Raw genomic sequence first — 23,761 nt, 5'->3', positions numbered from 1 at the left:
TTTCAATCTTCCAGGGAAGGTGCCGATTCCCTGAGTCTGGCCGCTATAGCCTTGCCTGTGGAGCTGGCGGCGACCCCTCCTCTTCCTGTCTCCCTGAGGCTCGGTGGAAGAGCTCTTCCAACCTCGTAAAGGGCGTCCACCACCTCGTCGGCGGGGATCACCGATGATATCCCTGCCATAGCCATGTCCGCCGCCATAAAGGACATTGATACAAGCATTCCGTTACGTTTTATGCAGGGAACCTCCACCAGCCCCGCTACGGGGTCGCAGACAAGTCCCATTATGGATTTTAGAGACATAGTCGCCGCCTCGAAGGTCATAGCTGCGTCCCGTGTCTCCATCCAGGCCAGTGCTCCTGCGGCCATGGCTATAGCCGCCCCGCACTCAGCCTGACAGCCTCCCTCCGCCCCCGCCAAGGTAGCCCTTTCGGCTATGACGTTGCCTATAGCGGCGGCCACGGTGAGGCCCTGGGCCATAACGTCGATAGGCGGCATTCTCTCCTCCTCCCAGCCGAAGAGCACCCCGGGCAATATGCCGCAGCTGCCCGCCGTAGGTGCCGCTACCACCCTTCCCATGGCGGCGTTACAGGTGCTCACCGACAGGGCTATTTCACAGGCCCTGGAGACCATAGATCCGGAAAGGGGGTTGTTGTGTTTTCTGTAGGAGGTCATTTTAAGGCCGTCTTTCTGGACGATTTTTGGCCTCCAGTCCCCTCTGGCTCCGTCCTCCACCGACTGCCTCATGACTGCGAGACGGCTTTTCATGCCATCTAGAACTTTTTCGGTGGTACAGCCCAGCTCCACCGCCTCCATCTCGAGAATGGCATCCACTAGGTTGACCCTGTTGGCCTCCATATAGTCCGACATTTCCCTGAACGATCTCACGATTGTGCCTCCTCAGCTGCGGCGGGAAGGAGGAACATCCTGGTATAGGCCGAGTGGAATCCCTCCAGCTTCTCCAGTTCCTCCTGATCCAGCTTTCCGTCCATCTCTATGACGACCATGGCGTCCTTTCCCCTGGCCTTTCTCTTCAAGGTCATCTGAGCTATGTTGAGTTTCATCCTGAATATCTCGGTGGTTATAGAGGCCATGACCCCTGGCTTGTCCCGATGGAATATGACCAGGGCAGGGAGGTCGCCGCCTATGTCCACAGGAAAACCATCGATCTCCTGGATCCTGACCGACCCTCCTCCTATAGACGCTCCGACCATTTCCATGGTCTTATCGCCGTCGGACATGACGAATCTGACCGAGTTAGGATGAGCTCCGTCGACGAACTCCTCTCTGAACCGATAGGACATCCCAACCTCTCGCGCCATGTCGAAGGCCACCGGTATTCTCTCGTCGTCGGGTAGCCACCCCATGAGGCCCCCTATTAGGGCTCTGTCGGTTCCGTGGCCCCAGTAGGTGGCGGCGAAGCTCCCTCTCAGGTAGAGGGTGACGTCCTTTACGTCCTTTCCCCAAAGCCTTCTCGCCACGTTGCCCAGCTTGGCCGCTCCGGCGGTGTGGCTGGACGACGGGCCTACCATAACTGGACCTATTATCTCCATTAGAGACATATTATTCACCTCTCGTCTTCTAGGTTATTTTCTTTGCGGGCCACAAAAAGGCCATCACCGGGATGGATAACAGAGGCATTACCGCTATAACCCCCAGGGCGGTCCTGAGCCCCGCTATGTCGGAGAACCAGCCTAAAGGGGCCATGGCTACACCTCCTAATCCGAAGGAGAACCCCATCATCAGGGAGCTGGCGGTGCTCCGTTTCTCAGGCGCCATTCCCTGGGCCATAGCGTCGGTCGCCGGTCCACAGGAGGTCAACAGGGCCCCTCCTATGATGAAAAGTGGAAGGGATATACCGTTGTCCAGCAGCCACGCCACGGTAAGGAGAGTTCCGGCGGTGGGAAGGATAGCCTGTACTATCCTCACGTTTCCGAACTTCATCGCCATTCTGGCGGCTATCAAGGGAAACACCGTGGCCATCAGGGACATGGAGAACAGCACCGTTCCGACTTTTGTGACGTTCCCTCCTCCTGCTACTATTATAAGGGGTAGCAAAAATCGGAGACCTCTTTGAGAGCAGTCCCTGAGAAATGTAACCGCCCATATGGGATATATCAGCCTGAAGACCGAGGTAAGGCTGGATAGAATTCCCGAGGAGTCTTTTCTCTCGATCGAGTCCCTTATTCTAGGCATATACCTGTAGTACAGAGTTGCCATGATGATCGGCGGTATAACCGCCACTACCGGCATGGCCCAATGAGGCAGGTACCGATATAGGGCTATGGCGTAAAGGGAGCTGACTGTGCTGCCGGACATACCCCCTAGGCCGAAAAGGGATATAGCCAGTGCCAGCTGGGACGGTGGAGTGACGTAGCCCAGAGATCCCTGACCTTGGGGGTGAAAGGTCGCCGCCCCAAATCCCCATAGTGTGACCAGCATCAGAGCCATTGTGAAACTGGTGGAAAGAGGTATCATCGAAGCCCCTAAGGCCGCCGCTATAGGACCGAACATAACCGGCCATGGCCTGGTATGACCGTCGGCCACGTGTCCCATTATGGGCTGAAAGACTGTGTGAAGCATTCCCGATAGGGAGGTCAGTATTCCCGCTTGGGCGTAGGATAGTCCCAGATTTCTGACCAGATAGGGCAAAAAGGTATCTAAAAACGCGGTGTGGACGTCGTTGACGAAGTGTCCTGTGGATAGCAGGACCACCTTTTTCATCGGCGATATATTACTCCTTTGGTTCATAATCCGGCGACACCTTCCCGTTCAGGTCCTTTAAGTACTCAAATCGAAGTCCCTCAAAACCCTCGGGCTTTCTGATACTCTCTATGACCGCCTTTTCGTCGTCCAGCACCACCTGGGAGAGCTTTATGGGGAATATAAATCGGCTTAGGTCCAGTATAGGCTGTATCTTCTCCATCGCCCTGTCGGTGAGGCCGTCGGGAACCTTGGCCCTGTTTACCTTCAGCTTATAGTCGTCCAGCCATATCTGCCTGCCTCCTACGACCTTAAAGGTTCCGTCGATCTCTATCAGTATGTTGAGCTTAAAGAGCTTAAGGTCCGCCAGATAATATCCTTTGGCGTAGACCTTTCCCGGCGAGAAATCCAGGTGGAGGTTATTCCAGCTCTCGTCGTCGCCGAACTCCTTGCTCTTGAGGTGGCTGTTTATGTCCTCCTCTTTTATCACCGCTACGGCGTTGGTGGACAGGACCGAAAGGACGTTTGCCTCCTCGGTTCCCCAGGTATCCGGCGAGGTCAGGACGACGTCGTACCCCTCCACGGTTATTCGATCTATTCTGACTCCCCCTATATCCGCCCCTTTGAGATCGATATATATATGCCTTATCCGTCCCGATTCGTCAGGAGGTCCGTCCAGTATCATCTCCCCCCACTCAGGGTTGGTCTCCCCGATAAACCCGTCGAACAGCTTCTGACCCATCTCCTTCGCCCAGCACTGGGTGGATATAGAGATGAACAGCAAGCACAACGCAAGCCTGAAACCCTTTTTTATCACCTGAAACCCCTCCTCACCTACGTTTACGTGTTGTAATAACCTTTGCCGTATCTTATCATCATAACCGAAAGACCGAAAGAAAACAGGACAGGAGATGGTGCGCTTGAGGCTTATAAACGAGAATCCCACCGAAGGGGACCTATCCCTATTCTCCGCCTTTATAGATTGGGTTGAGAGCTATAATAACCGAGACGTAGATGGGGTCATGGCCTCCATCGACCCTGACGTGCTTTCGGTAGGTACCGGATGGAACGAACTCAACCTAGGTTCCGCTCCCCTAAAAGAGGGCTTCTCCAAGGACTTCGCCGAGGTTAAGTGCCTTAAAATGGTCGACGGGGAGGTCTACGTCCGATCGTGGAAGGACTGGGGATGGCTCCTTTTGAGGGCTACCTACGAGATAGTCGTTAAAGGCGAGAGACTTCTGTATCGTTCAAGGAGAACGGTGGTATACCGTAGAGAGGGCGATAAATGGCTTCAGGTCCACGTCCATCACTCGATCCCCGACGGAGACCAGGCGGAAGAGAGGTCCTTCCCCGTCGGTCCTGAGGCCTCAAGCCGGTATGCTCTGTTGTTTTCATCCTTCAGGGACGGCATACTCCTGGCCTCCGCGGATACCAGGGAGATACTTGAGGTCAACGGGGCGGCTATGTCAATATACGGCTTATCCGAGAGCCGTCTGATAGGCTGTTCCCTGGACGATCTCATGCCTCAGGAGGAGCTAGACCTGTTTCTTAGAAAACTATCAACCTGCCCTGAGGAAGGAACTATGTTCCAGTCTCTCCACGTAGGTGCCAAAGGCGAGATACCTGTTGAGTTGACGGTTAAAATGACCTTTCTAGAGGGAAGGCTAACGCTCCTTGTCGTGGTTCGGGATATATCGGAGAGGATGGAGACGGAAAAAGCCCTCAGGCGGAGCGAGGAAAGGCTCCGAATGACCATAGAGGCCAACGATGACTGTCTATGGGAGCTGGACGTTACCACAATGACCATCGACTTCGAGGGCGCTCCAAAGCTTATCGGGCCGGAATCCACCCTATCCTACAGCTCTTGGCTCGAGAGGATCCACATAGACGACGTATCAAGGCTGAACGAGGCCCTGATGGATCACCTTTCGTCGGGAAAGGACTTCAGAATAGAGTACAGGCTTAAGGCCCAAGGGGGCCGGTGGATATGGGTGCTGGACAGAGGTAGGGTGGTGGAGAGAGATCCCTATGGCCGTCCCCTCAGGATGTTAGGCACCTTGATGGACGTAGATCGAAGGAAGCGCATAGAGGAAGAGAGACTGAACCTCACCAGAAAGCTGGAGAGAATGGCCTCTATCGATGGCCTGACTGGAATACTGAACCGCCAGAGGTTTGATGAAATGGTCCAGGAACGAATGGTCCAGGGCGTCATGCCTATATGCCTTATAATGTTCGACCTGGACAGGTTTAAAGAGCTTAACGATTCTCAGGGCCACCAGGCAGGCGATAGGGCCTTGATAAGGACCTGTCAGGCTGTGACCAGACGGCTTAGGAGGGACGACCTTTTCTGTCGTTGGGGAGGGGACGAGTTCATGGTGGCGCTGGAACAGGATCTGGAGAGGTCCGCTCTGGTGGCCCAGGATCTAAAAGACGTAATATACGATTCCCTGAGACTCGAATTTCCATCGGTTACGGCGAGTCTGGGGGTCGCTCCATGGGATGGATGTATGTCCTTCGACGAGCTTGCCTTCCAAGCGGACGATGCACTCTATAAAGCCAAGAAAAAAGGAAGAAATCGGGTGGTGGTATTCGGCTCCTGTGACTATAATTGATGTATAGGGACCTCTAAAAACGCTGATCCTCGGAGAGATCGTTTCGACGTAGCCCATTTGAGCCCGTATACTCGACATGCCGTCGTGTAGTCGAATGGGGCGACAGGACGTCGCCCCAAGCCGAGGGGGCACAGAACGTGCCCTCCGAGGCGGTTCGTACGGAACAGGCAGGTCGAGTATACGATTGGGCGAAACAGGGCGTAGACGGGACGATCTCTCCGAGGAAACTTAAAATTGAGTTTTTAGAGATGTCCATGTAGAACCATAAAACAGGAGGTATCGTCTATGAGAAAACCTATTATCACCGACAAAGCGCCGGGAGCGATCGGACCCTACAGCCAGGGCATGGAGACCGAGCAGTTCGTCTACACCTCGGGACAGCTTGGAATGGACCCTGAGACCAAAGAGTTCGCCCCCACGATAGAAGAACAGACCAAGAGGGCCCTGGAGAACGTCAAGGCGGTTCTTGAGGCCGCCGGTTCCTCCATGGATAAAGTGGTAAAGACAACCGTGTTCCTCAAGGACATGAACGACTTCGTCGCCATGAACGGCGTATACAGCCAGTTTTTCACCGGAGACTGCCCCGCCAGAAGCGCCTTCCAGGTCGCTAAGCTCCCTATGGACGGCATGGTAGAGATAGAGGTAGTTGCCCTTAAGTAAGCCTATAGCATAAGGCCGACGGATCTACCGTCGGCCTTATCTGTCACAGCACCGACGCAACCACCGGAGAGAGGTTGTTTACCGCCTTGACTCCCGATAGCTCCTGTATCAGTGATCTGACAAAATCAGCCTCCCCTTTTACCACTATTACCTCCAGACAGTTGTCCTGGTCGGCGTGGACGTGTGTGGTGCAGACTATGACGTCGCTGAACCGGTGCTGTATATCGGTCAGGATGGAACAGGCCTCTCTGGTGTGATGGTTGTATGATATGGTTATAGAGCCGTAGACCAGCCCTTTCCCCTGAACCCAGCACTTTTCAGCCAGAGAGTCCCTTATCAGCTGTCTCAGTGCTTCCGACCGATTTGGAATACCCTGAGACTCGATATGGCGGTCAAACTCCCGTAGGAGCCGTTCCGGAACCGCCACCCCGAAACGAATCAACGTGTCGCCTGTCATATCTCTATCTCCCCCCATGGTTTTATTATAGGAGAAAAAAACGGAGGTGTATATTTTGAAATACAGAGTAGAGAGAGATTCTCTAGGAGAGGTTCAAGTGCCAGAACAGGCCCTTTGGGGCGCTCAGACTCAGAGAAGCTTGGTGAACTTTCCCATAGGCACGGAGAAAATGCCCTCCGAGGTAATTGAGGCCGTCGGAATGATAAAGAAGGCCGCAGCTATAGTTAACGTTGAACTAAAGGTTTTGGATAAGGAAAAGGGCGTAGCGATAGCTAGAGCGGCGGATAAGGTTATAGCCGGAGACCATGACGATCAGTTTCCACTTTCCCTTTGGCAGACCGGCAGCGGAACTCAGACCAACATGAACGTCAACGAGGTCCTGGCCAACCTGGCGTCAAAGTATTCAGGAGAGCCGATCCACCCTAACGACCACGTAAATCGCAGCCAGAGCAGTAACGACGTATTTCCAACAGCTATGCACTTAGCCACTGTATTGGCGGTGGAGGAGAGGCTTATACCCGCTATGGAGGGGATGGCGGGGGTTTTGGGTGAAAAAAGGGATCGCTACGCCGGTCTGGTGAAGATAGGACGAACCCACCTTCAGGACGCGACCCCTGTCACCTTAGGTCAGGAAATAGGTGGCTGGCTCAGGATGATCGAGCGTTGTCAGTCTATGATAATGACGTCGGTGGAATACCTTAAAGACCTCGCTATAGGGGGAACGGCGGTAGGGACTGGGCTCAACGCCCCAGATGGCTTCGGTGAAAAGGTAGCGGTCCAGCTCGGGGATATCACGGGTATCGATTTTAGATCGGCGCCGGATAAGTTCCACTCCCTCACCAGTAAGGACGAGCTGGTCGCCCTCCACGGTACCCTTAAGGCCCTGGCGGCGGACCTGATGAAAATAGCCAACGACGTTCGGTGGCTGGCCTCGGGCCCTCGGTGTGGCCTGGGAGAGCTGGTTATACCGGCAAACGAGCCAGGTAGCTCTATAATGCCCGGGAAGGTCAACCCCACCCAGGTGGAGGCCATCACCATGATATCGGTCCAGGTCATGGGCAACGACGCCGTCGTAGGCATCGCGGCGAGTCAGGGAAACTTTCAGCTTAACGTGTTTATGCCGGTGATGATCAACGCCGTCCTCCAGTCGGTGAGGCTCCTCAGCGACGGAATCAACTCCTTCACCGAGAGATGTCTCAAAGGCCTAGAGGCAGACGAGGAGAGGCTATCATCCACCAGGGACAGGTCCCTCATGCTGGTCACCGCCCTTGCTCCTGCTCTGGGATACGATACCGCCGCATCGGTGGCTAAAAAGGCCCACCAGGAGAGGACGACCCTTAAGGAGGCTGCCGTGTCCATGGGGGTCCTTACGGGGGACGAGTTCGACAAACTGGTGGTGCCCGAGAGGATGGTCTAAATATTACGGTATGGGATCTAATTTCAGGATCAGATCCCATACCGTAAATTAGATATAGCCCATCTGCTTTGCCTTTACCAAGGCCTCTGGGCCGGAGGATACCCCTAAAGACCTGTATAGCTTTAACACGTGGTATTTTGCCGTAGAGTGACTGATTCCTAGCTCCTGGGCTATCATCCTGTAGCTGAGATTTTGAGATATAAGTTTCAGGGTGAGATTCTCCCTGTCGGTCAGAGATACCTCGGGAAGAGGCCTACGTTCCTCACCTGCGTTTGATCGCTCTATTATGGAGACGATAATTTTCATCGAGTAATGGGATAGCTCCCTTCCGTCTTGCTTCGCTCCCTTCAGATAGGCCTCTACTATCGATCTTAACCACTCTCTTTCCTCGGTAAATAAGGTTATATAGCCGTATTTACAGCCCTCCTCAAGGGCTTCCTCCAGGTATTGCAGCGACCTTTCCCTGTCGCCGATGTTCCAGTTGGCCACGGAGAGCAGAATTGAGCTCTCTATTACGTCGCTGGGGCGGTGAAAATCCCTGGCTAACTGGAGGATCCTCTCTCCGAACATGACCCCTAGGGCGTTTGATCCTGTGGCTATCAGTGCCCTCAAGGTGGTGAAGTGTTGATACATCTTGTAGAGAGGGAGGTTTCCCATCAAGGGGACCGAATAGGATTTTAGCCACTCTTTCCCCGCCTCTATTTCACCTTTCTCCATCCTCTCCCTGAACCGCCAAGCCCTGAAGTTAGGTATCAAAAATAGAAGATTTTCATCCTCTATCCATTTTCCCACCTCCGACCCAAGAATCTCCGCCTCATTGCCTCTCTCCATTGCCTTCAGTATGGCGATGAGTATCATCCTGGAGCAGAAGGACAGTTCCGGTCGAGATCCGCCGTTTATCGCCGATCTGTGGCTTTCCAGGGCGAACTTGTAGGCCTCGGTGAGCCTGTCCTGCTCGTAGAGGATGCCAGCCATCTGACAGTGGAGCATCGCCTCGTGTTCGTAACCGAAAATAGGCGACAGTCCTGCGAAGAGCTTTTCGACGTTCTGGGAGAGATTTTCAGGCTCAAGGGCCAACTCGGACCGTTCCCTTAGGGACCTATGTAGGATCGGCATGGCGGCGGTAAAGGTACCGGTCCTTATTTTGCCCTTTTCCGGGAGATGGTTTGCTTTGGTCTCAGTCAACTCCTGGGCGTAATCGGTGAGATGGATCCTGAAATCCAGACACCTCAGGACATATATGAGGGCTTTCAGTTTAGGATCGTTTATTGTTTTTAAATAATCATATAGTTTTTCTATGGAGGTAATAAAGTTTCTGGCGTTCCCCTCCATGTAGTGTATAAAGGCACACTGGGCGCATAGGTGGGGGTTTTTCTCCACAGGGAGATGGCCGTTGTCCATTATGTTCTTTTTAAAAAACTCCACTCTGGCCTCTATCGACAGCGATGGATCATACTGTGTGAAGGAGGCGCTACAGTCCGATATGCCCTGGAGGTCCTGGCATCTGACGTAGAAGGACACAGCGGAGCAGTAATCGCCCTGCTCGTAAAAAAAGTCGCCTATCCTTTTGTTGAGCTCCTTTATCTCCTCTTCTGTCTTTGTGGCGTTGAGTTTTTCCATCAGGAAGTCCCTAAATAGATCGTGGAGTCGGTATTTTCCCTTTCCGATGGAGTTCATAAAGTTACCTTTAGCGTAGAAATCCCTCAGGAGGTCGAAGCTGTTTTCTATACCTGTTATAGCTCTGCATATGTCTTCGTCCAGCTCTTGGACTAACGACAGGTCCATGAAAAATTCCTGGCTTTTCCCGTCCCACCTCTGCCAGACGTGAAGGTCGAGGTATCGAAAAAGCAGATCCTCCTGAATCGAGCTGTTCCTCAGGTCGGGCAGCTCAGAGGATTTCATCGTCAGAGCCCTGACCGCGATAGGCCAGCCGCCTGTTCTGGATATAATATCCTCTACGTCCTGTTGGGATCTGTTTTGTTTTAGAATGCTTTCTAGCTCAAAACTATCGAAAGCGAGGTCTTTGGATGATATTAGGGTTATATTGTTTTTGAAGATACTATCGACGAATACGTCGTTAGGAATCGATCGCCCTATAAAACAAATTGTTACCTGTTTAGGTAGAGTTTTAATTAAAATAGGGAATATGTCTAGTATTTTGCTGTTATTTATGCAGTGAAAGTCATCTAAGACGATTACGTATTGTTTGTCGTTGTCCAGCATCAGGTTTATAGACCTAAAAAGATGCTCTACAAAAGGTGGGCTTGTCCTTTTCACCTCTCTTTGTAGTTTCCTGTTGGCCTTCTGGGCGAAGCTAAGGGCACCTAGAAACCGACGGACGAAGGTCCCTTCGTCGTTGTCCCTTTCGCTGATGTTGAGCCAGGCCAGTTTATTTTTCTGAGGTTTAAGCCACTGGGAGACCGCAACGGTCTTTCCAAATCCTCCCGGTGCGGAGACGTATACCCAATGCCCTTTTTTACCCTTTGCCTCGTCCAAGGCAGAGGCTATCCTCTGGCGGTATATCTGTTTTCCATCTATCTCTGGAGGGCAGAAATCCTCTAAGTATCCCATCGCGTTAGGCTGTTAATCATGTTGATCAGCCTCTCTCCTCTCGGAATAGTGTCTGTATTTTAGAGAACCTCTAAAAACTCTAATCCTCGGAGAGATCGTTCCGACGTAGCCCAGAGCCCATATACTTGTAGTCGAATGGGGCGACAGGACGTCGCCCCAAGCCGAGGGGGCTCGAAGGTGAGTTTCTAGAGGTGCTCTTTAGTTGAAAAGGGAAAGTCTCTCGGTCTGCTTTGTTGAAAATCCCCTTTTTCCCAAAAAAAGCCATATCCGGTCTGTATGTACTGACCTGGGGTAATAGACCTTCGTGGACGGGGGATTTACAATCTTCCACGTAGGGACGATTCGGTCTCAAAAACAAGGTTTAACTCGGGAGGTTTTTTCGTATGAAAAGAAAGTCCATTATATTCGCTCTGCTCGCAGTGTTAGCCCTTTCCTCCGTCGCTTTTGCCGCAGTTAAAAACTTTGGTCCTCTTTCTGTAGAGGTTCCTAACGGATGGAGTGCGGGAAAAGACGGTTCCACCGTCAGCCTTACCGCCGACGACAACTCCGCAGCTCTGACTATTACCCTTGAGGACAACGACGGAACCGATCTCAAGCTTATCGCCAACGAGTACGCCAAGCAGTTCAACGCTACAAAGCCCGATGTAGACGACGATGTCTACACCTTTACATTCAAGAACCCTAACGATGTTGAGTGTAACGTTGTCATAACCGGAGACGACGACATGTACGTTATGCTTGTTATGATAGGAGAGCACGACGACATGGAGGCTATAATCGATTCCATAGAGATCAACTAGCCCACCCCTTTTTGTCGTAGCGGAGACCGACATCTCTGCTACGACGATTTTTTTGTATGTTCCTCCAATATCCTGTCTATAAAACCCTCTGCCCTCAGATCATCTATTATCCCGTCGAACTTGTCTTTGAAATCCTGTACGAAGGGAAAATCCTCCAGGTTGGAGGTGAATCCAACGTGTCCCCATTGGCTGCCCACCTCCGCCGCTATAACCACCGGATCGTCCGATTTATCCAGGCCCCCTAGGTCGGTCAGGCTATCGTTGAGGTACAGGTCTATTTTACCGGATTGGAGCAAGAAAAGGTTTGTGGCGTTATCCATCGTCCTTTTTGACTCTAGTTTGCCGTCCCCAATAGCTATAACCCCTTTTTTGCCGAAAAGCACCTCCGTGTCGTAGCCCATGGTTATCCCGACTTTGGATCCGTAAAAATCCTCGGGCCACAGCTTTTTGTCCTCCACCTTTGATTTGAGGCCGAAGGCCACCACTTTTTCCTCAAGAATCGGCGTGGAGTAGATCATCCATGGCCTGGTGTCCACCTTGTAGGGAGCGAAGGCGGCAAATATCCTCCCTCTCTCCAGCTCCCCTATCATCCTCTTCCATGGCATGACGTCTATCCTGACGTCGTATCCCTCCATTCTTGAAAATGCCTCGGTCAGTATTTGGTGGTATATTCCCTTTATCTCCCTGCCATCTCTGTAGGAGTATGGAGGATATTCGTCCTCTCCGTAGACCGTCACCTTGATAGGGCTGGCCCAGCCTATTCCGGTTGCCTGGAGGATAAAAAACACCGTAATCGCCTTAAGTAAGGTTTTTTTCACCTTGGATCCCTCCTCTTTGGGATACAAAACAGGGAGGGAGAGATCGTCCGATCTATCCCTCCCTGGGGGTTACTTCATGTAGTTTTTAAGGATCTCGTCGATTCTTCCCGAATCCTTCATTTCCTTTATTACCTCGTCGAAGGCGGCTCTGAATTCGTCGGCGTAGGGGAAGGCTCTGTTGTTAGAGCTGAAGCCCAGGTATCCCCACTGTCCTCCTACCGTTGCAGCTATTATTATAGGATCTTCTTCAGAGGAGAACCCCGATATATCGGTGAGCTGGTCGTTTACGTAGACATCTATTCGACCTGCTACTAACTTCCTTAGGTTGGTAGGGCTATCCATCGCCTCCTCTACTGTGAGTTTGCCCTCCGCTACCGCATTCGACCCTTCATGTCCAAGAAGATTTTCGTAGGAAAATCCGTGGTTAAGGCCTACCCTGGAGCTGTAGAAGTCCTCGGGCCAGTTGTTCTTGCCCTCCACCTTCGACTTGAGGCCGAAGGCCACCACGTTCTCCTGGAGTATTGGCTCAGAGTAGACCATCCAGGGTCTAGCGGCGACCTTGTAGGGAGGAAAGCCCGCCACTATCTTGCCCGACTCAAGCTCGGCCATGAGCCGCTTCCAGGGCAACACCTTGATCTCCACGTCGTAGCCCTCCATCTTTGAGAAGGCTTCCTTCAGTATGTCCACGTAGATTCCCTTTACATCCCTGCCTTCACCGTAGGAATAGGGGGGATATCCGTTGTCTCCGTAGACCACCACCTTCTGGGAGGCCCAGGCTGAACCGGCGAAAAGGGCGAGGACCATCACAGCTACTATGCTTAGGCTTTTTTTCATGTGTCATCTCTCCTCTCACTTTTAACCTAACCTATCTAACTGTATTATCCTATACTGGAGTGCCTTTAAGCAAGCCCTTGGCGGTCATAAAAGTCCTCTGGAAGGTGGCTCTCACCGTCTTCTTGGGGTCGACAAGCTGACATATCTCCAGGTCCATTACAAGGCTGGAGAGCATGTAGGAATCCTCCCATGACAGTCCTTTTGCCCTCTGGATCATGGCAACCCCTTCTCTGGTGGCCTCCTCGGTTGCGCCGTTAAGGTTCTCTCCCGATACCACCAGTGATATTACCTGAGAGGTCTCAACCAGAGGCCAGGGAAGGGAGGAACCCTTTATAACGTCCAGCCTGAGGGTAACTGTGGCGTCGATTTCGCAGCCCGAACAGCACAACTCGCCGTCGCCCATGACGGCGTGGCAATCTCCCAGGGCAAGAAGGGCTCCTTTCTGTCTCACAGGCAGATAGATCGTCGCTCCTGGGCCGATGTATCGGTTGTCCATGTTGCCGCCGTGTCGCCAGGGAGTCCCGGTGGGAAAGGATCCCTCCTCCGGGGCCACCCCTATGACCCCTATCATGGGCTTTATAGGTATCTTTATGTCTTTGAAAAGGCAGAAACCGTCTTTGACCGGCATGACCGTTGTGACAGGTTCTTTGACCATGTGGCCTAAGATTCCCTCTCCTGGGACTATGACCGTTACCCCCTGGCTTGCCATGTCCATGCCCATTATCTCCACCTTAAGGGTGTCCCCTGGCTCGGCGTCGTTGACGAAGATAGGGCCTGTGGCTGGGTTTATCTGGCCGAAGTCTATCTCAGAGCATCGGGTGTCCTCCGACTGGATCTGTCCCTTAAAGCAATCCCAGGTCTCCACCCGAAGGGTCTCCCCTGGGTTTACCGTAATGACAGGATCCATGTCGGGCTCAAAGGCGTATATCAGGCTATTTTTCGGTAGCTTTTTCATCGTTAACCTCCTTTAGGTCGATGGTTATTGAGTAGTTATTTGCTATCTCGTCGTATTCGCCTGTTCTGTGGAGTTCCTCAAGTCCCTGGTTAAATTTGTCGAGCAAATTTTTGTGTTCCGGTGTTGCTCTCGATATCAGAAGACGGAGAGGCTCCGATCTCAGCGGTCTGGGATGATATACGATTTTCTTAGCTAGATAAGGCGAGAACTCTTTGCCGATCATGTCGAGCCCTGTCAGGGTGTTCATAGGAAAGAGCGATATTCGGCCCGCCAGTAGTTTGTGAAAATTCTGTAAGTCGGTCGATATCCAGTCGATCTCCAGTTTGCCATCCCTGACCCCCTGATCGAAAACTTTGCCGTAGCTATATCCAAGGGTTGCACCTATAACCGTTCCCTTCAGGTCCTCCACGGTTTCCCAATCGAATTTGAATGTCTTGAGATGAAAAAAGGACTGGGTATCGTTCACCAAAGGCGATGACACGTGGAAGTCCCTCTCCCTCTCGGGGTGCTGAACCATCCTGGCGTCCCGTCGAGAAGCCCCAGTCTGGTGTTCTCTATGGCCCTGTTCCAGGGAACAAAATGGAACTCGGTCTCTATGTCGGAAAAGGCGAAGCTCTCTTTCACTATTTTCGCTAAAAAACCGTATTCCTCCAGCCTCTCCGATACGTAGGGAGGCATCTCTCCCACTCCGATACGGATTTTCTCCCCAGCTAAGCATATGCTCGGCAACAAAAGGCAGGTAGTTATCGTCATGATCGCAATCTTTCTAAGCATAACAATCCTCCGATGTGACTATTAGGTTAGGTTGCCTTGTTTTTCATGAGGCTCCTGAGCTTTGTAACCAGTATTCGTGACTCTACGTCACCTTTGTACATGATACAGTCCACTTCGTGATCCCTTAAAAACCGTTTATCCTCACTGGTCAGGACCTTTGCGGTCAGCACCATCACCGGGATCCCGTGGGTTTTAAAACGAAGCTCCTTTAAGAACTCAAATCCGTCCATCTCGGGCATCATCAGGTCGAGGACTATGCCATCTGGAGGGGCTATGGATATTGCGTCTAGGGCCTCTCTCGCTCTGGAGAAGGTGATGGTCCTTATCTCGTGGGCCACCAGAATTCTTCTGATGTTGCTGGAGGATACGAGGTTATCCTCTATGACGTAAACCGTCGGAGAGCTCTCTATGCCTATCTCCTCCATCTGTAGGGGCATCAGTGGTTTTTCCTTTTTTACGTCGTTTTGGTAGGGAATCGTAACGGTAAAGGTCGTTCCTCTTTCAACCTCGCTTTTCACCGACAGGGATATGCCCAACATATCGGCGTATTTTTTAGCTATGGAAAGACCGAGACCTGTTCCCTCAAATTTCCTCACCGTAGAGCCGTCTCCCTGACGGAATTCGTCGAAGATCAGCTCCAGGTCCTCCTCCGGTATGCCTATGCCCGTATCCTCTACCTCCACCGAGATGGAGGCCCCTCCGGGTAGTACCTTTATATATACCCCTCCGCTCTCGGTGAACTTTATGGCGTTAGAGGCTATATTGCTTATTATTCTGTTCAGCTTGTCGATGTCGGACACTATCGTCTGAGGTTTATTAGGCAGGGACAGCTCCAGCTGAATCCCTTTATCCGAGGCTATCGGGCGAAGGCTGTCGGTGAGGTCGATCAGAAGGGAGTTTAAGTTAAACTCCTTTAGCTCTAGGTCTTCCTTCCCCGCCTCTATCCTCGCCAGATCCAGTATGCCGTTGATAAGCCCCAGGAGGTTTTTGCCGTTTCTCTCTATTATCTCCAGATATTGCAGTTCCTCCTCCTCGAACCGCTCCTTACCCTCGGACCTCAGGACCCTTGAGAGGGCCAGAATGGAGTTCAAGGGGGTCCTCAGCTCATGGCTCATGTTGGACAGAAATTCGGTCTTAAGTTTGCTTGCCTCTTCGGACTTTCTCCTCTGGACCTCCAGTTCCTGGTTCTGGATCTCCAGCTCTCCCGCCTGGTACTCCAGCTCCTCCGACTGGGCCGCCAGCTCCTGATTGGCGGCCTGGAGCTCCTGGACCAGCTCCCTCTCCCTCTCTCCAGCGATCATGTTGCCTAAGGCGGCGTTCATCCCCTCCTGGACCAGGTAGAAGATTCGCAGGTAGTTTTCGGGGTAGGAGGTCAGAGAGGCCATGGAGAAAAGGGCCATTATTTTGTTTTGGCTTTTAAGGGGGACGGTTATGAACTGAACCGGGGCTATATTTCCCGCCATTGTCCTGAAGGGAAGGTACCTTCCCGGCGGAACATCGGTGATTTTGACCTTGCCGTCCATGATGGCGGTGCCGAACTGTCCCTCTAATTGATCGATCTTTATGGACTTTGGAGCCTCTGCTGGCAATCCCACCGAGGCTATGAGGTCCATAAACTTAGGGTCCGACTCTCGGGCGACGTAGAAGGAGGCCATACAGGAGGGGGTTTCCCTCATAATAAGTCTGACGAAGTTCCAGACAAAATCGTCTTTCGTCTGGGATACGGCGGCGACGTTCATTATGTCCGATACGGCTCTGTGGATCGCTACGTGGGACTCTATGAGGGTCGCCATTCGGATCAGGGCGTCCGATAGTACCGAGGCCTCGTCACCTACGGTGGATGTGTTGCTCTCCAGATAGGTCCTTAGCTCCGAGAGCCTTGAACCTAATGTGTTGCCTGAATCGGATACCGATCTATCGGTAGAGCTGTTTCCTATCTTTCTTATGGCTGAGGTGATCTTCCTGATAGGATTTATGAGGTAAAAAACCAGCACAAAGCTAATTAGGACCGTTAATATAGTGACCGCCAGAGACATGAGCAGCATTCTGGAGGATGCCTGGGTTTTGGCGTGGGTGGAGCTATCCTGGAAAGAGCTCAGTAACAGATCTTTTACCGCCTCGTTCTCCACTTTCAGGGATTTTACCCTCTCCCTGCTTATCCAAACCTTGATAGACCCTATAATATCGCCGTTTCTGACTATATCGGAGGAAAAAAGGTTTAAGTCTCCCCCCTTCTCCCGATCCATCGGTTTTCCCGCTACCACCGAGCCGTCCTCTTGGTAGATGGCCACCGCCACCACCTCGGGGACCTGGACCATGCTGTCGGCGTAGTCCTTTAAGGTTCGGTAGTTTAGGTCCCATAGGGGGGGCATGGCTATCCTGGTCATGTAGTCGATCATCGCTTTTCCGTATATTTCCGACGAAAGCTCATCGTTTTTTAACTTGTTTTGGACGTCATGGTCCAGTATTTCGTTGGTGACCATGGTCATAGATCGGACGAGCCTGTCGTTTTCCAATATGGACAGGGCGGACAGGGCTATTCCTGTGGAGATAACGCTTAGCCCAATGAGAAGGGCTATCTTACTGGCCATGGTTTTCATAGAAAAACTCCTCTCTAGGCTCCGTATCTACCCTGTTTGGCCAGCTGGATAATGTAGTCGTGGTCCAAAAGGGTTATCTCTCGTCTATCTACGGTTATTAGATTTCTCTCTGTCATGTCGGAAAGTATTCGAGACAGTGTCTCCGGGGTCGTGCCGAGGATAGAGGCAAGCTGGTATTTTGACGTGTCTAAAACTATAGATCCAGGGCTTTTCTGCTCCTCCGCCAGATAGACCAGATAGGACGCCAGCCTACCGGGGACCTCTTTAAGGGCAAGGCCCTCCACCTGGGAGGTGAGCTGTCTGAGTTTGGAGGACAGATCCTGAAACATGGCGAGGGCTATGTGAGGATATCTCCCTATCAGCTCCAAAAAAGATTCTCCGGGAAAAAGGGCCACCGTACTGGCACAGAGTGCCTCCGCCCAGGCGGGATATCGCTGATTCCCGAACATAGCTGCCTGGCCGAACTGATCCCCTGGTCCGCATACGTGGAGGATCACCTCTTTTCCCTCAGGAGACATTTTGTAGACCTTGACCTGTCCTCTCAAAACGGCGAAAAATCCCCTTCCCTCCTGGCCGTCGGAGAAGATAAGGTCCCCTTTTTTGTGTTCTCCCTGGACTATGATAGCTCTCAGTTTTTCAAGGTCCTCTCGGTCCAGACCCTGAAATCCAGCTATAACGGTGAGAAGCGATTTTCTGTCCTCCAACCTTACCCCTCCTTTTGCCGAAAACTTCAAAATTGATCCATGTCAAGGAAAAGAGCATCCCTATATGTCATTATAGTATTACGGTCAACAAAATCCACACACAAGTCAGAAGGGGGAGAGTTTATGTACTGTTTCCAGTGTCAGGAAACGGCGAAAAACAGCGGCTGCACCGTGAGGGGCGTGTGCGGCAAGCCCGAATCGACGGCGAACCTTCAGGACCTGCTGATATATATTTTAAAGGGGATTGCCGTCTGGGGGGTAAAGGCCGACGAGCTCGGTGTGCTTCGCAAATTCGACGGCCTGTTCGTGGCCCAGGGGCTATTTGCGACCATAACCAACGCCAACTGGGACGATGGACGCTTCGTTAAGCTCATAGGCGAAGCTGTGACGGTAAGGGACGACGTCAGGGACCGTTTCAAGGCGGCCTATAAGGCCAAGAACGGATCGGAGTTCGACGGATCGGTCCACGACTGCGCCACATGGAACGGACCTGTCTCGGCCTACGCCGAAAAAGCCCTATCGGTGGGCATACTCGCCACGGAGAACGAGGATGTCCGTTCCCTTCGTGAGCTTCTTGTCATAGGGCTCAAGGGGATAGCGGCCTACGGCGACCACGCCGCGGTTCTGGGCTACGAGGACCTGGGTATATACCGCTTCTTCATGGAGGCCCTCGAGTCCACCACCAGAGATCTATCGGTGGACGAGATGGTGGCTCTGGTGATGAAGGCCGGGGATTACGCCGTAAAGACCATGGCTCTGCTGGACAAGGCCAACACCGAGACCTACGGCAACCCGGAGATAACCGAGGTCAACCTGGGGGTCCGTGGAAACCCCGCGATACTGATAAGCGGTCACGACCTGAGGGACATGGAGGAGCTGCTGAAACAGACCGAGGGCACAGGGGTGGACGTCTACACCCACGGCGAGATGCTTCCCGCCCATTACTATCCTGCCTTCAAGAAGTACGACAACTTCGTGGGCAACTACGGCAACTCCTGGTGGCTCCAGAACGACGAGTTCGAGGCCTTCAACGGGGCCATACTCATGACCACCAACTGTCTGGTTCCCCTAAAGTCCAACAACACCTACAAGGACAGGCTCTTCACCACAGGGATGACGGGCTACCCCGACGTGGTCCACATACCGGACAGAGAGGACGGAAAGCCAAAGGACTTTTCCGCCGTCATAGAGAAGGCCAAGGCCTGCCCCGCCCCTAAAGAGCTTGAGACGGGCAAAATAGTGGGAGGCTTCGCCCACAACCAGGTCATGGCACTGGCGGATAAGGTTGTCGAGGCGGTCAAGTCGGGGGCTATCAAGCGTTTCGTGGTAATGGCAGGGTGCGACGGTCGCCATAAGTCCAGGGACTACTACACCCAGGTGGCCCAGGCACTGCCTAAAGACACGGTCATACTGACAGCAGGATGTGCCAAGTACCGCTATAACAAGCTGGACCTGGGAGATATAGGTGGCATTCCCAGGGTTTTGGACGCGGGTCAGTGCAATGACTCCTACTCCCTGGCGGTCATAGCCCTGAAGCTAAAGGAGGCCTTCGGCCTTAGCGATATCAACGAGCTTCCTATCTCCTACGACATAGCCTGGTACGAGCAGAAGGCGGTGGCGGTCCTGCTGGCCCTGCTCTTCCTTGGAGTGAAGGATATCCGGCTTGGGCCCACCATACCGGGATTCCTCTCCCCTAACGTGGCAAAGGTGTTGGTCGACAACTTCGGCATAAAGGGCATAGACACGGTGGAGTCCGACGTGGCTGCCATAATGGCGGGTAAATAGATAAAAAGCATAAGGGAACCTCTAAAAACTCACACTTGAGTCCCCTCGGAGAGACCGTCCCGCCTGTTCCCTGTCTCACCCAATCGTATACTCGACCTGCCTGTTCCGTACGAACCGCCTCGGAGGGCACGTCCTGTGCCCCCTCGGCTTGGGGCGACGTCCTGTCGCCCCATTCGTACTACACTACGGTAGGTCGAAAATACGGGCTCGAACGGGCTCTGTCGGGACGATCTCTCCGAGGATCAGCGTTTTTAGAGATGCCTATAAGAAAGCGAGCCGATCTCAAGGACGAGATCGGCTCGCTTTCTTATATTTGGGATTTGTCTCTATATTTCGAGAGCAACCTCTTGACAGAAGAGAAAAAAGAAATATACTTTAATTATTCGGTCGACAGGATACCGAGTTGTGGAGGGATTGTCATGACGGTTGGATCTTTGGAGTACGTCACGCTGAGCAGCCAGATGTTCGACTACCTTCGGAGGGAGATCATAGTCTCATCTGAGTTCAAGGACGGCGTTTATATAAGGGAAGGGGATATAGCTGAGCGACTTGGGGTCAGTCGAGCTCCGGTCAGGGAGGCTTTAAAGCAGATGGAGATGATGGGGCTCGTCGTATCGGTCCCGAGGCGAGGGGTTAAGGTCCGCCTCTTCTCCAAGGAGGAACTGGACGAGCTTTACGAGATGAGGGTTATTCTTGAGGGTGTAGTATTCAGGACCATCGTCGAGAACGGTCTTTTTACCTCCGAGGTGAGGCCCAAGTTCGAAAAAATGTTGGAGGAACTCTTGTTCATATGCGAGGGCGAAGGATCCAGGCGGGATAAGATTCTGCTTTTCTGCGACAGAGACTTGGCATTTCATAAATCACTGGCGGAGCTTTCAGGTAAAATCTGGACCTCAAGGGCCCTCGAGACCCTCTACTGTCAGCTTCACCTAGCCCTTTTGGGGGAGCTAGAGGAGGTTGAGGTGCTGGCCGATCTTGTGAGACTTCATTATCACATAATTGAATATCTATCCAGCGGAGACTTGGAGAAGTTGACCTCCGATAGAAGGTACAGCTATTTCAACAGGAGAAAGACCACCCTAGAGGGAGCTGGGGGGGGATGAGAGAGGATAAAAAGGCGGAAGAGGGCTTGTTGATTTTATTTTGTTCAATATCGATGGAGGTAATGTCATGAACGGAACTATGCGCAAGGTGTTGTGTGCCAGCATAACCATGGCGACCGTCGCCATATCCACACTGGCGGCTTACGCTGTCGAGGTAAAGCTGTCCAACCAGCTTCCCCCCTCTCACCATATCTCAAAGGCATTGGATCTCTTTGCCGACAAGGTCAAGGAATACTCCGGTGGGGGTATGACCGTGACGGTATTCCATTCGGCTCAGCTTTTTAAGGACACAGAGGTCGTAGAGGCCCTTCAGGAGAGGTTGGTCCCAATAGCTTTGGTACCGGTCAACAAATGGGCTGGAATGATACCGGCTACGGATATATTCGAGGTTCCTTTCGTCTTTAAAGGTCTTGATTCCATAAAGAAGTTCATCGATGCCGGAGCTGGCGACCTCCTGAACGAGGAGTTCAAGAAAAAGGGAGTCACCAACCTTTTCTGGGCAGACTACGGTTTCGTGCAGTTCTTCAACAGCAAGCGGCCCCTCGCCGCTCCTTCAGATTTTGATGGTCTAAAGATCAGGACCTTCAGCAACGGCACCGCTGAGACCGTTGCCGCCCTCGGTGGAACGCCGGTCGTCATGAGCTCCTCGGAGATGTACATGGCGCTTCAGAGGGGTACCGTCGATGGAGCGACAACAGGTATGCCTGCGGCGGTCTCCAGGAAGATATTCGAGGTTCAAAAATACCTCACAGTCTGCAACTACACCACAGCTCAGTTCGTGGTTCAGTGCAACCTTGAGTGGTGGGACAAGCTCTCCGACGGAGATAGGGATATCCTTAAGAGAGCCGGAAGCGACGCTGAGGCGTGGCTCAGAACCCAGATAGCCCAGTCGGAGATCGACGCTCAGAAGGTCATAGCCGATGCAGGGCTTGAGATACTGGAGCTCGATGACGCTCAGAGAAAGGCCTTCGTCGAGGCCACTGAAACGGTCAGGAGTGGGTTCGCCAAGAAGAGCCCTCTTTGCAAGCAGTTGGTCGACATCGCCCTGGGGTTGGAGTGATGGAAAAGAGGGAGGGGGTTCCCTCTCCCTCCTTTAAAGGGTTTTTGGAGGGGTTTTAGGTGATCGAATTTTACAGAAAGACGGTCAATCGTTTCAGCTATGCTTTAGGGTGTCTATGTGGGCTTGGCATCTTGTTGATGGGTTTGATTCTTTTTTATGAGGTTATTATGAGGTATTTCTTTAACTCTCCAACTGTATGGACGCAAGAGGTTTCTGTCTATCTGTTCATGTGGTGCATGTTTGGCGGGGCGGCTTACGCTCTTCAAAAAGGTAAACACGTCAACATAGACCTCCTGACCATGAGGATGTCGGAGAAAAAGCAGAGCCTTTTGAAGGTCTTGACCAGCCTGGTCGGGGTCGCCTTTTGCAGCGAGATAGCGGTTCAGGGATGGGGAATGATAGCCAGTGCGGTGAAATATCAAAAGCACTCCCCCACGCCTCTTCAGATACCTCTTTGGATACCTCAGTCCGCTTTGTTCGTCGGATTTGCCCTTTTAGCCCTACAGTTTGTGGTGATCGTGTTGGATGAGTTTGATTTTCTCAGGACCGGAGAGAGGCCGGCGGTTCAGGAAGGTGGGCATAGATGACTTCTTTTCTGCTGGTGATATTGCTTCTGCTGGTGGTCCTGTTCATGGGCATGCCTGTGGCCTTCTCCTTGGGGGCTACGTCGGTCCTTTTAACCTTGGTTTACGATCTGCCGATGAAGGTCCTGTCTCAGTCTATCTTCACGTCCCTTGAGGGCTTCGTCCTGCTGTCCATACCACTGTTTGTCCTCATGAGCCAGGTTCTTCTCGACGGCAGAATAGGGGACGACCTCTTTGAGGTAATGAACGCCTGGGTTCGCCACCTTCCTGGTGGTCTAGCCATAGCAACGATAATGGCGTGCGCTTTCTTCGCGGCCATAACCGGATCTGGCGCCGCCACCGCTGCCACGATCGGGATGGTTGCCTATCCTGCCATGATAGAGAGGGGCTACGACAAAAAGTTTACCCTCGGTCTTCTCGCAGCCGGAGGGACCTTAGGGATATTGATACCGCCCAGCATCCCACTCATCCTCTACGGTGCCATCACCGAGGAGTCCGTAGGAAAGCTTTTCATCGCTGGAATAATCCCTGGGCTCATCCTCACAGGTATTTTCGTCGTCTACTCGGTGGTCAAGAGCAAGAGGGGCGGCTTCACCCCTATGCCTAAGGTCCCGTGGAAGGAGCGTCTATCGGTTACGGCAAAGAACATATGGGGGATAATCCTGCCGCTGTTGGTGGTCGGTGGGATATACAGCGGTGCTTTTACCCCAACGGAGGCCGCCGCTGTCGGTCTGGTCTACAGCCTGTTCATCACCATGGTCATATACAGGACCATAAAGATAAAGGATATCCCTGAGATATGCATGAAAGCTTTGGGAACCTCCTGCATGATCGCCATGGTCATAGCCGGAGCCGTGCTGTTCGGAAGGGTTATGACGTTGCTCATGATCCCCCAGAAGCTTACGGAGCTCATCATCCAGAACAACTTCTCTCCCATGATGTTTATCATAGCGATGAACCTGCTGATGGTCATCCTGGGAATGGTCCTTGAGACGGTGTCCATCGTGCTGCTTACCATGCCGCTGGTCACGCCGATACTTTTGGCGCTGCACATAGATCCTATCTGGTATGCCATCATACTTACGGTCAACATGACCATGGCGCTAATAACTCCACCGGTGGGAATGAACCTCTACGTGATAAAGGGCCTGAGAAAGGACATCAGTATGGGGGAGATCATATCCGGTGTGCTTCCTTTCATGCTTCTGCTTGTAGTTATGTTGATCATAGTGATGGCGTTCCCGACCTTGAGCACGTGGCTTCCGTCGGTGATGCACTGAGGTCTTTACGTAAAAGGGGAAACGGTGGATTTTTTGTAAAAAAGGAGA

At 52.5% G+C, this 23,761-nt stretch carries 22 protein-coding genes; 9 read left to right on the top strand and 13 right to left on the bottom strand.

Features of this window, described 5'->3' with window-relative positions:
* Positions 1-2: 2 nt before the first annotated feature.
* From sdaAA to B9Y55_RS05570, 4 genes are read right to left on the bottom strand one after another with little or no spacing between them, the layout of a single operon-like run.
* A complete protein-coding gene (gene sdaAA / locus B9Y55_RS05585) occupies positions 3-884 on the bottom strand; it encodes an L-serine ammonia-lyase, iron-sulfur-dependent, subunit alpha (RefSeq protein ID WP_085544382.1) in 882 nt (293 codons plus the stop codon).
* Positions 881-1,558: an L-serine ammonia-lyase, iron-sulfur-dependent subunit beta gene (sdaAB, locus tag B9Y55_RS05580; protein WP_085544381.1), complete on the bottom strand. Its 678-nt coding sequence runs from the start codon at positions 1,556-1,558 to the stop codon at positions 881-883. Before sdaAB ends, sdaAA begins: the two co-directional genes overlap by 4 nt.
* 19 nt (positions 1,559-1,577) lie before the next feature.
* Positions 1,578-2,720: an MFS transporter gene (locus B9Y55_RS05575; RefSeq protein ID WP_159448252.1), complete on the bottom strand. Its 1,143-nt coding sequence runs from the start codon at positions 2,718-2,720 to the stop codon at positions 1,578-1,580.
* Between the two features lie 10 nt (positions 2,721-2,730).
* Entirely contained in the window at positions 2,731-3,516 is a 786-nt protein-coding gene (locus tag B9Y55_RS05570; protein WP_234986146.1) for an LmeA family phospholipid-binding protein, read from the bottom strand.
* A gap of 103 nt (positions 3,517-3,619) precedes the next feature.
* On the opposite strand from B9Y55_RS05570, the gene B9Y55_RS05565 reads away from it, so the two are divergent.
* Positions 3,620-5,311 carry a diguanylate cyclase gene (locus tag B9Y55_RS05565; protein WP_159448251.1) on the top strand — a complete coding sequence of 564 codons (1,692 nt, stop codon included), beginning with the start codon at positions 3,620-3,622 and terminating at the stop codon, positions 5,309-5,311.
* A gap of 285 nt (positions 5,312-5,596) precedes the next feature.
* Positions 5,597-5,971 carry a RidA family protein gene (locus tag B9Y55_RS05560; protein WP_085544378.1) on the top strand — a complete coding sequence of 125 codons (375 nt, stop codon included), beginning with the start codon at positions 5,597-5,599 and terminating at the stop codon, positions 5,969-5,971.
* 43 nt (positions 5,972-6,014) lie between these two features.
* On the opposite strand, the gene nikR is transcribed toward B9Y55_RS05560, so the two are convergent.
* Positions 6,015-6,428, bottom strand: coding sequence for a nickel-responsive transcriptional regulator NikR (gene nikR, locus B9Y55_RS05555; protein WP_200806631.1), 414 nt, complete (start codon positions 6,426-6,428; stop codon positions 6,015-6,017).
* 46 nt (positions 6,429-6,474) lie between these two features.
* On the opposite strand from nikR, the gene fumC reads away from it, so the two are divergent.
* Positions 6,475-7,845, top strand: coding sequence for a class II fumarate hydratase (gene fumC / locus B9Y55_RS05550; RefSeq protein ID WP_234986145.1), 1,371 nt, complete (start codon positions 6,475-6,477; stop codon positions 7,843-7,845).
* 48 nt (positions 7,846-7,893) lie between these two features.
* On the opposite strand, the gene B9Y55_RS05545 is transcribed toward fumC, so the two are convergent.
* Complete coding sequence (locus tag B9Y55_RS05545; protein WP_085544375.1) at positions 7,894-10,416, bottom strand: winged helix-turn-helix domain-containing protein; 2,523 nt, start codon at positions 10,414-10,416, stop codon at positions 7,894-7,896.
* A gap of 383 nt (positions 10,417-10,799) precedes the next feature.
* On the opposite strand from B9Y55_RS05545, the gene B9Y55_RS05540 reads away from it, so the two are divergent.
* On the top strand, positions 10,800-11,216 hold the full coding sequence (locus B9Y55_RS05540; protein WP_085544374.1) for a hypothetical protein: 417 nt from the start codon (positions 10,800-10,802) through the stop codon (positions 11,214-11,216).
* Positions 11,217-11,254: 38 nt separating this feature from the next.
* Here B9Y55_RS05540 and B9Y55_RS05535 read toward each other — a convergent pair whose 3' ends face one another.
* From B9Y55_RS05535 to B9Y55_RS05510, 7 genes are all read right to left on the bottom strand, one after another.
* The gene (locus B9Y55_RS05535) at positions 11,255-12,034 is read right to left on the bottom strand and encodes a substrate-binding periplasmic protein (protein ID WP_159448250.1); all 780 of its coding nucleotides are present in this window, start codon (positions 12,032-12,034) and stop codon (positions 11,255-11,257) included.
* Positions 12,035-12,103: 69 nt separating this feature from the next.
* Entirely contained in the window at positions 12,104-12,868 is a 765-nt protein-coding gene (locus B9Y55_RS05530) for a substrate-binding periplasmic protein (protein ID WP_085544372.1), read from the bottom strand.
* 49 nt (positions 12,869-12,917) lie between these two features.
* Positions 12,918-13,823, bottom strand: coding sequence for an acetamidase/formamidase family protein (locus B9Y55_RS05525; RefSeq protein ID WP_085544371.1), 906 nt, complete (start codon positions 13,821-13,823; stop codon positions 12,918-12,920).
* Positions 13,801-14,340, bottom strand: a complete 540-nt coding sequence (locus B9Y55_RS05520; RefSeq protein WP_234986144.1) for a substrate-binding periplasmic protein — start codon at positions 14,338-14,340, stop codon at positions 13,801-13,803. The genes B9Y55_RS05525 and B9Y55_RS05520 overlap by 23 nt, the downstream gene beginning before the upstream one ends.
* Positions 14,286-14,597, bottom strand: coding sequence for a hypothetical protein (locus B9Y55_RS13210; RefSeq protein ID WP_159448248.1), 312 nt, complete (start codon positions 14,595-14,597; stop codon positions 14,286-14,288). The genes B9Y55_RS05520 and B9Y55_RS13210 overlap by 55 nt, the downstream gene beginning before the upstream one ends.
* 26 nt (positions 14,598-14,623) lie before the next feature.
* Positions 14,624-17,188 (bottom strand): ATP-binding protein, encoded by a 2,565-nt coding sequence (locus B9Y55_RS05515; protein ID WP_143340826.1) that lies wholly within the window; start codon positions 17,186-17,188, stop codon positions 14,624-14,626.
* Positions 17,189-17,211: 23 nt separating this feature from the next.
* Positions 17,212-17,901, bottom strand: a complete 690-nt coding sequence (locus tag B9Y55_RS05510; protein ID WP_143340825.1) for a Crp/Fnr family transcriptional regulator — start codon at positions 17,899-17,901, stop codon at positions 17,212-17,214.
* Positions 17,902-18,024: 123 nt separating this feature from the next.
* Between B9Y55_RS05510 and hcp the strand changes: the two genes are divergently transcribed.
* From hcp to B9Y55_RS05485, 5 genes are all read left to right on the top strand, one after another.
* Positions 18,025-19,686 (top strand): hydroxylamine reductase, encoded by a 1,662-nt coding sequence (hcp, locus tag B9Y55_RS05505; RefSeq protein ID WP_085544367.1) that lies wholly within the window; start codon positions 18,025-18,027, stop codon positions 19,684-19,686.
* A 419-nt stretch (positions 19,687-20,105) separates the two neighbouring features.
* Positions 20,106-20,789 carry a GntR family transcriptional regulator gene (locus B9Y55_RS05500; protein WP_159448247.1) on the top strand — a complete coding sequence of 228 codons (684 nt, stop codon included), beginning with the start codon at positions 20,106-20,108 and terminating at the stop codon, positions 20,787-20,789.
* A 67-nt stretch (positions 20,790-20,856) separates the two neighbouring features.
* Complete coding sequence (locus B9Y55_RS05495; protein WP_085544365.1) at positions 20,857-21,849, top strand: DctP family TRAP transporter solute-binding subunit; 993 nt, start codon at positions 20,857-20,859, stop codon at positions 21,847-21,849.
* A gap of 137 nt (positions 21,850-21,986) precedes the next feature.
* Positions 21,987-22,436, top strand: a complete 450-nt coding sequence (locus B9Y55_RS05490) for a TRAP transporter small permease subunit (protein ID WP_085544406.1) — start codon at positions 21,987-21,989, stop codon at positions 22,434-22,436.
* Positions 22,433-23,713: a TRAP transporter large permease gene (locus tag B9Y55_RS05485; protein ID WP_085544364.1), complete on the top strand. Its 1,281-nt coding sequence runs from the start codon at positions 22,433-22,435 to the stop codon at positions 23,711-23,713. Before B9Y55_RS05490 ends, B9Y55_RS05485 begins: the two co-directional genes overlap by 4 nt.
* The last annotated feature ends 48 nt before the right edge of the window (positions 23,714-23,761 follow it).

Origin of the sequence: Dethiosulfovibrio salsuginis, assembly GCF_900177735.1 — a bacterium.
In the GTDB taxonomy this organism is placed as follows: Bacteria; Synergistota; Synergistia; order Synergistales; family Dethiosulfovibrionaceae; genus Dethiosulfovibrio; species Dethiosulfovibrio salsuginis.
Note: the sequence above shows the minus strand (reverse complement) of the source record. Positions and strands in the feature narration are given on the sequence as shown.

Bases quoted from the DNA above. Each gene is read 5' to 3' on its own strand.
- B9Y55_RS05545 (WP_085544375.1), bottom strand. From the start codon at position 10,416: ATGGGATACTTAGAGGATTTCTGCCCTCCAGAGATAGATGGAAAACAG.
- B9Y55_RS13210 (WP_159448248.1), bottom strand. From the start codon at position 14,597: ATGCTTAGAAAGATTGCGATCATGACGATAACTACCTGCCTTTTGTTG.
- B9Y55_RS05520 (WP_234986144.1), bottom strand. From the start codon at position 14,340: ATGGTTCAGCACCCCGAGAGGGAGAGGGACTTCCACGTGTCATCGCCT.
- B9Y55_RS05485 (WP_085544364.1), top strand. From the start codon at position 22,433: ATGACTTCTTTTCTGCTGGTGATATTGCTTCTGCTGGTGGTCCTGTTC.
- B9Y55_RS05495 (WP_085544365.1), top strand. From the start codon at position 20,857: ATGAACGGAACTATGCGCAAGGTGTTGTGTGCCAGCATAACCATGGCG.
- B9Y55_RS05525 (WP_085544371.1), bottom strand. From the start codon at position 13,823: ATGAAAAAGCTACCGAAAAATAGCCTGATATACGCCTTTGAGCCCGAC.
- B9Y55_RS05515 (WP_143340826.1), bottom strand. From the start codon at position 17,188: ATGGCCAGTAAGATAGCCCTTCTCATTGGGCTAAGCGTTATCTCCACA.
- B9Y55_RS05500 (WP_159448247.1), top strand. From the start codon at position 20,106: ATGACGGTTGGATCTTTGGAGTACGTCACGCTGAGCAGCCAGATGTTC.
- B9Y55_RS05540 (WP_085544374.1), top strand. From the start codon at position 10,800: ATGAAAAGAAAGTCCATTATATTCGCTCTGCTCGCAGTGTTAGCCCTT.
- B9Y55_RS05530 (WP_085544372.1), bottom strand. From the start codon at position 12,868: ATGAAAAAAAGCCTAAGCATAGTAGCTGTGATGGTCCTCGCCCTTTTC.
- nikR (WP_200806631.1), bottom strand. From the start codon at position 6,428: ATGACAGGCGACACGTTGATTCGTTTCGGGGTGGCGGTTCCGGAACGG.
- B9Y55_RS05575 (WP_159448252.1), bottom strand. From the start codon at position 2,720: ATGAAAAAGGTGGTCCTGCTATCCACAGGACACTTCGTCAACGACGTC.
- B9Y55_RS05560 (WP_085544378.1), top strand. From the start codon at position 5,597: ATGAGAAAACCTATTATCACCGACAAAGCGCCGGGAGCGATCGGACCC.
- B9Y55_RS05490 (WP_085544406.1), top strand. From the start codon at position 21,987: ATGGGTTTGATTCTTTTTTATGAGGTTATTATGAGGTATTTCTTTAAC.
- sdaAB (WP_085544381.1), bottom strand. From the start codon at position 1,558: ATGTCTCTAATGGAGATAATAGGTCCAGTTATGGTAGGCCCGTCGTCC.
- hcp (WP_085544367.1), top strand. From the start codon at position 18,025: ATGTACTGTTTCCAGTGTCAGGAAACGGCGAAAAACAGCGGCTGCACC.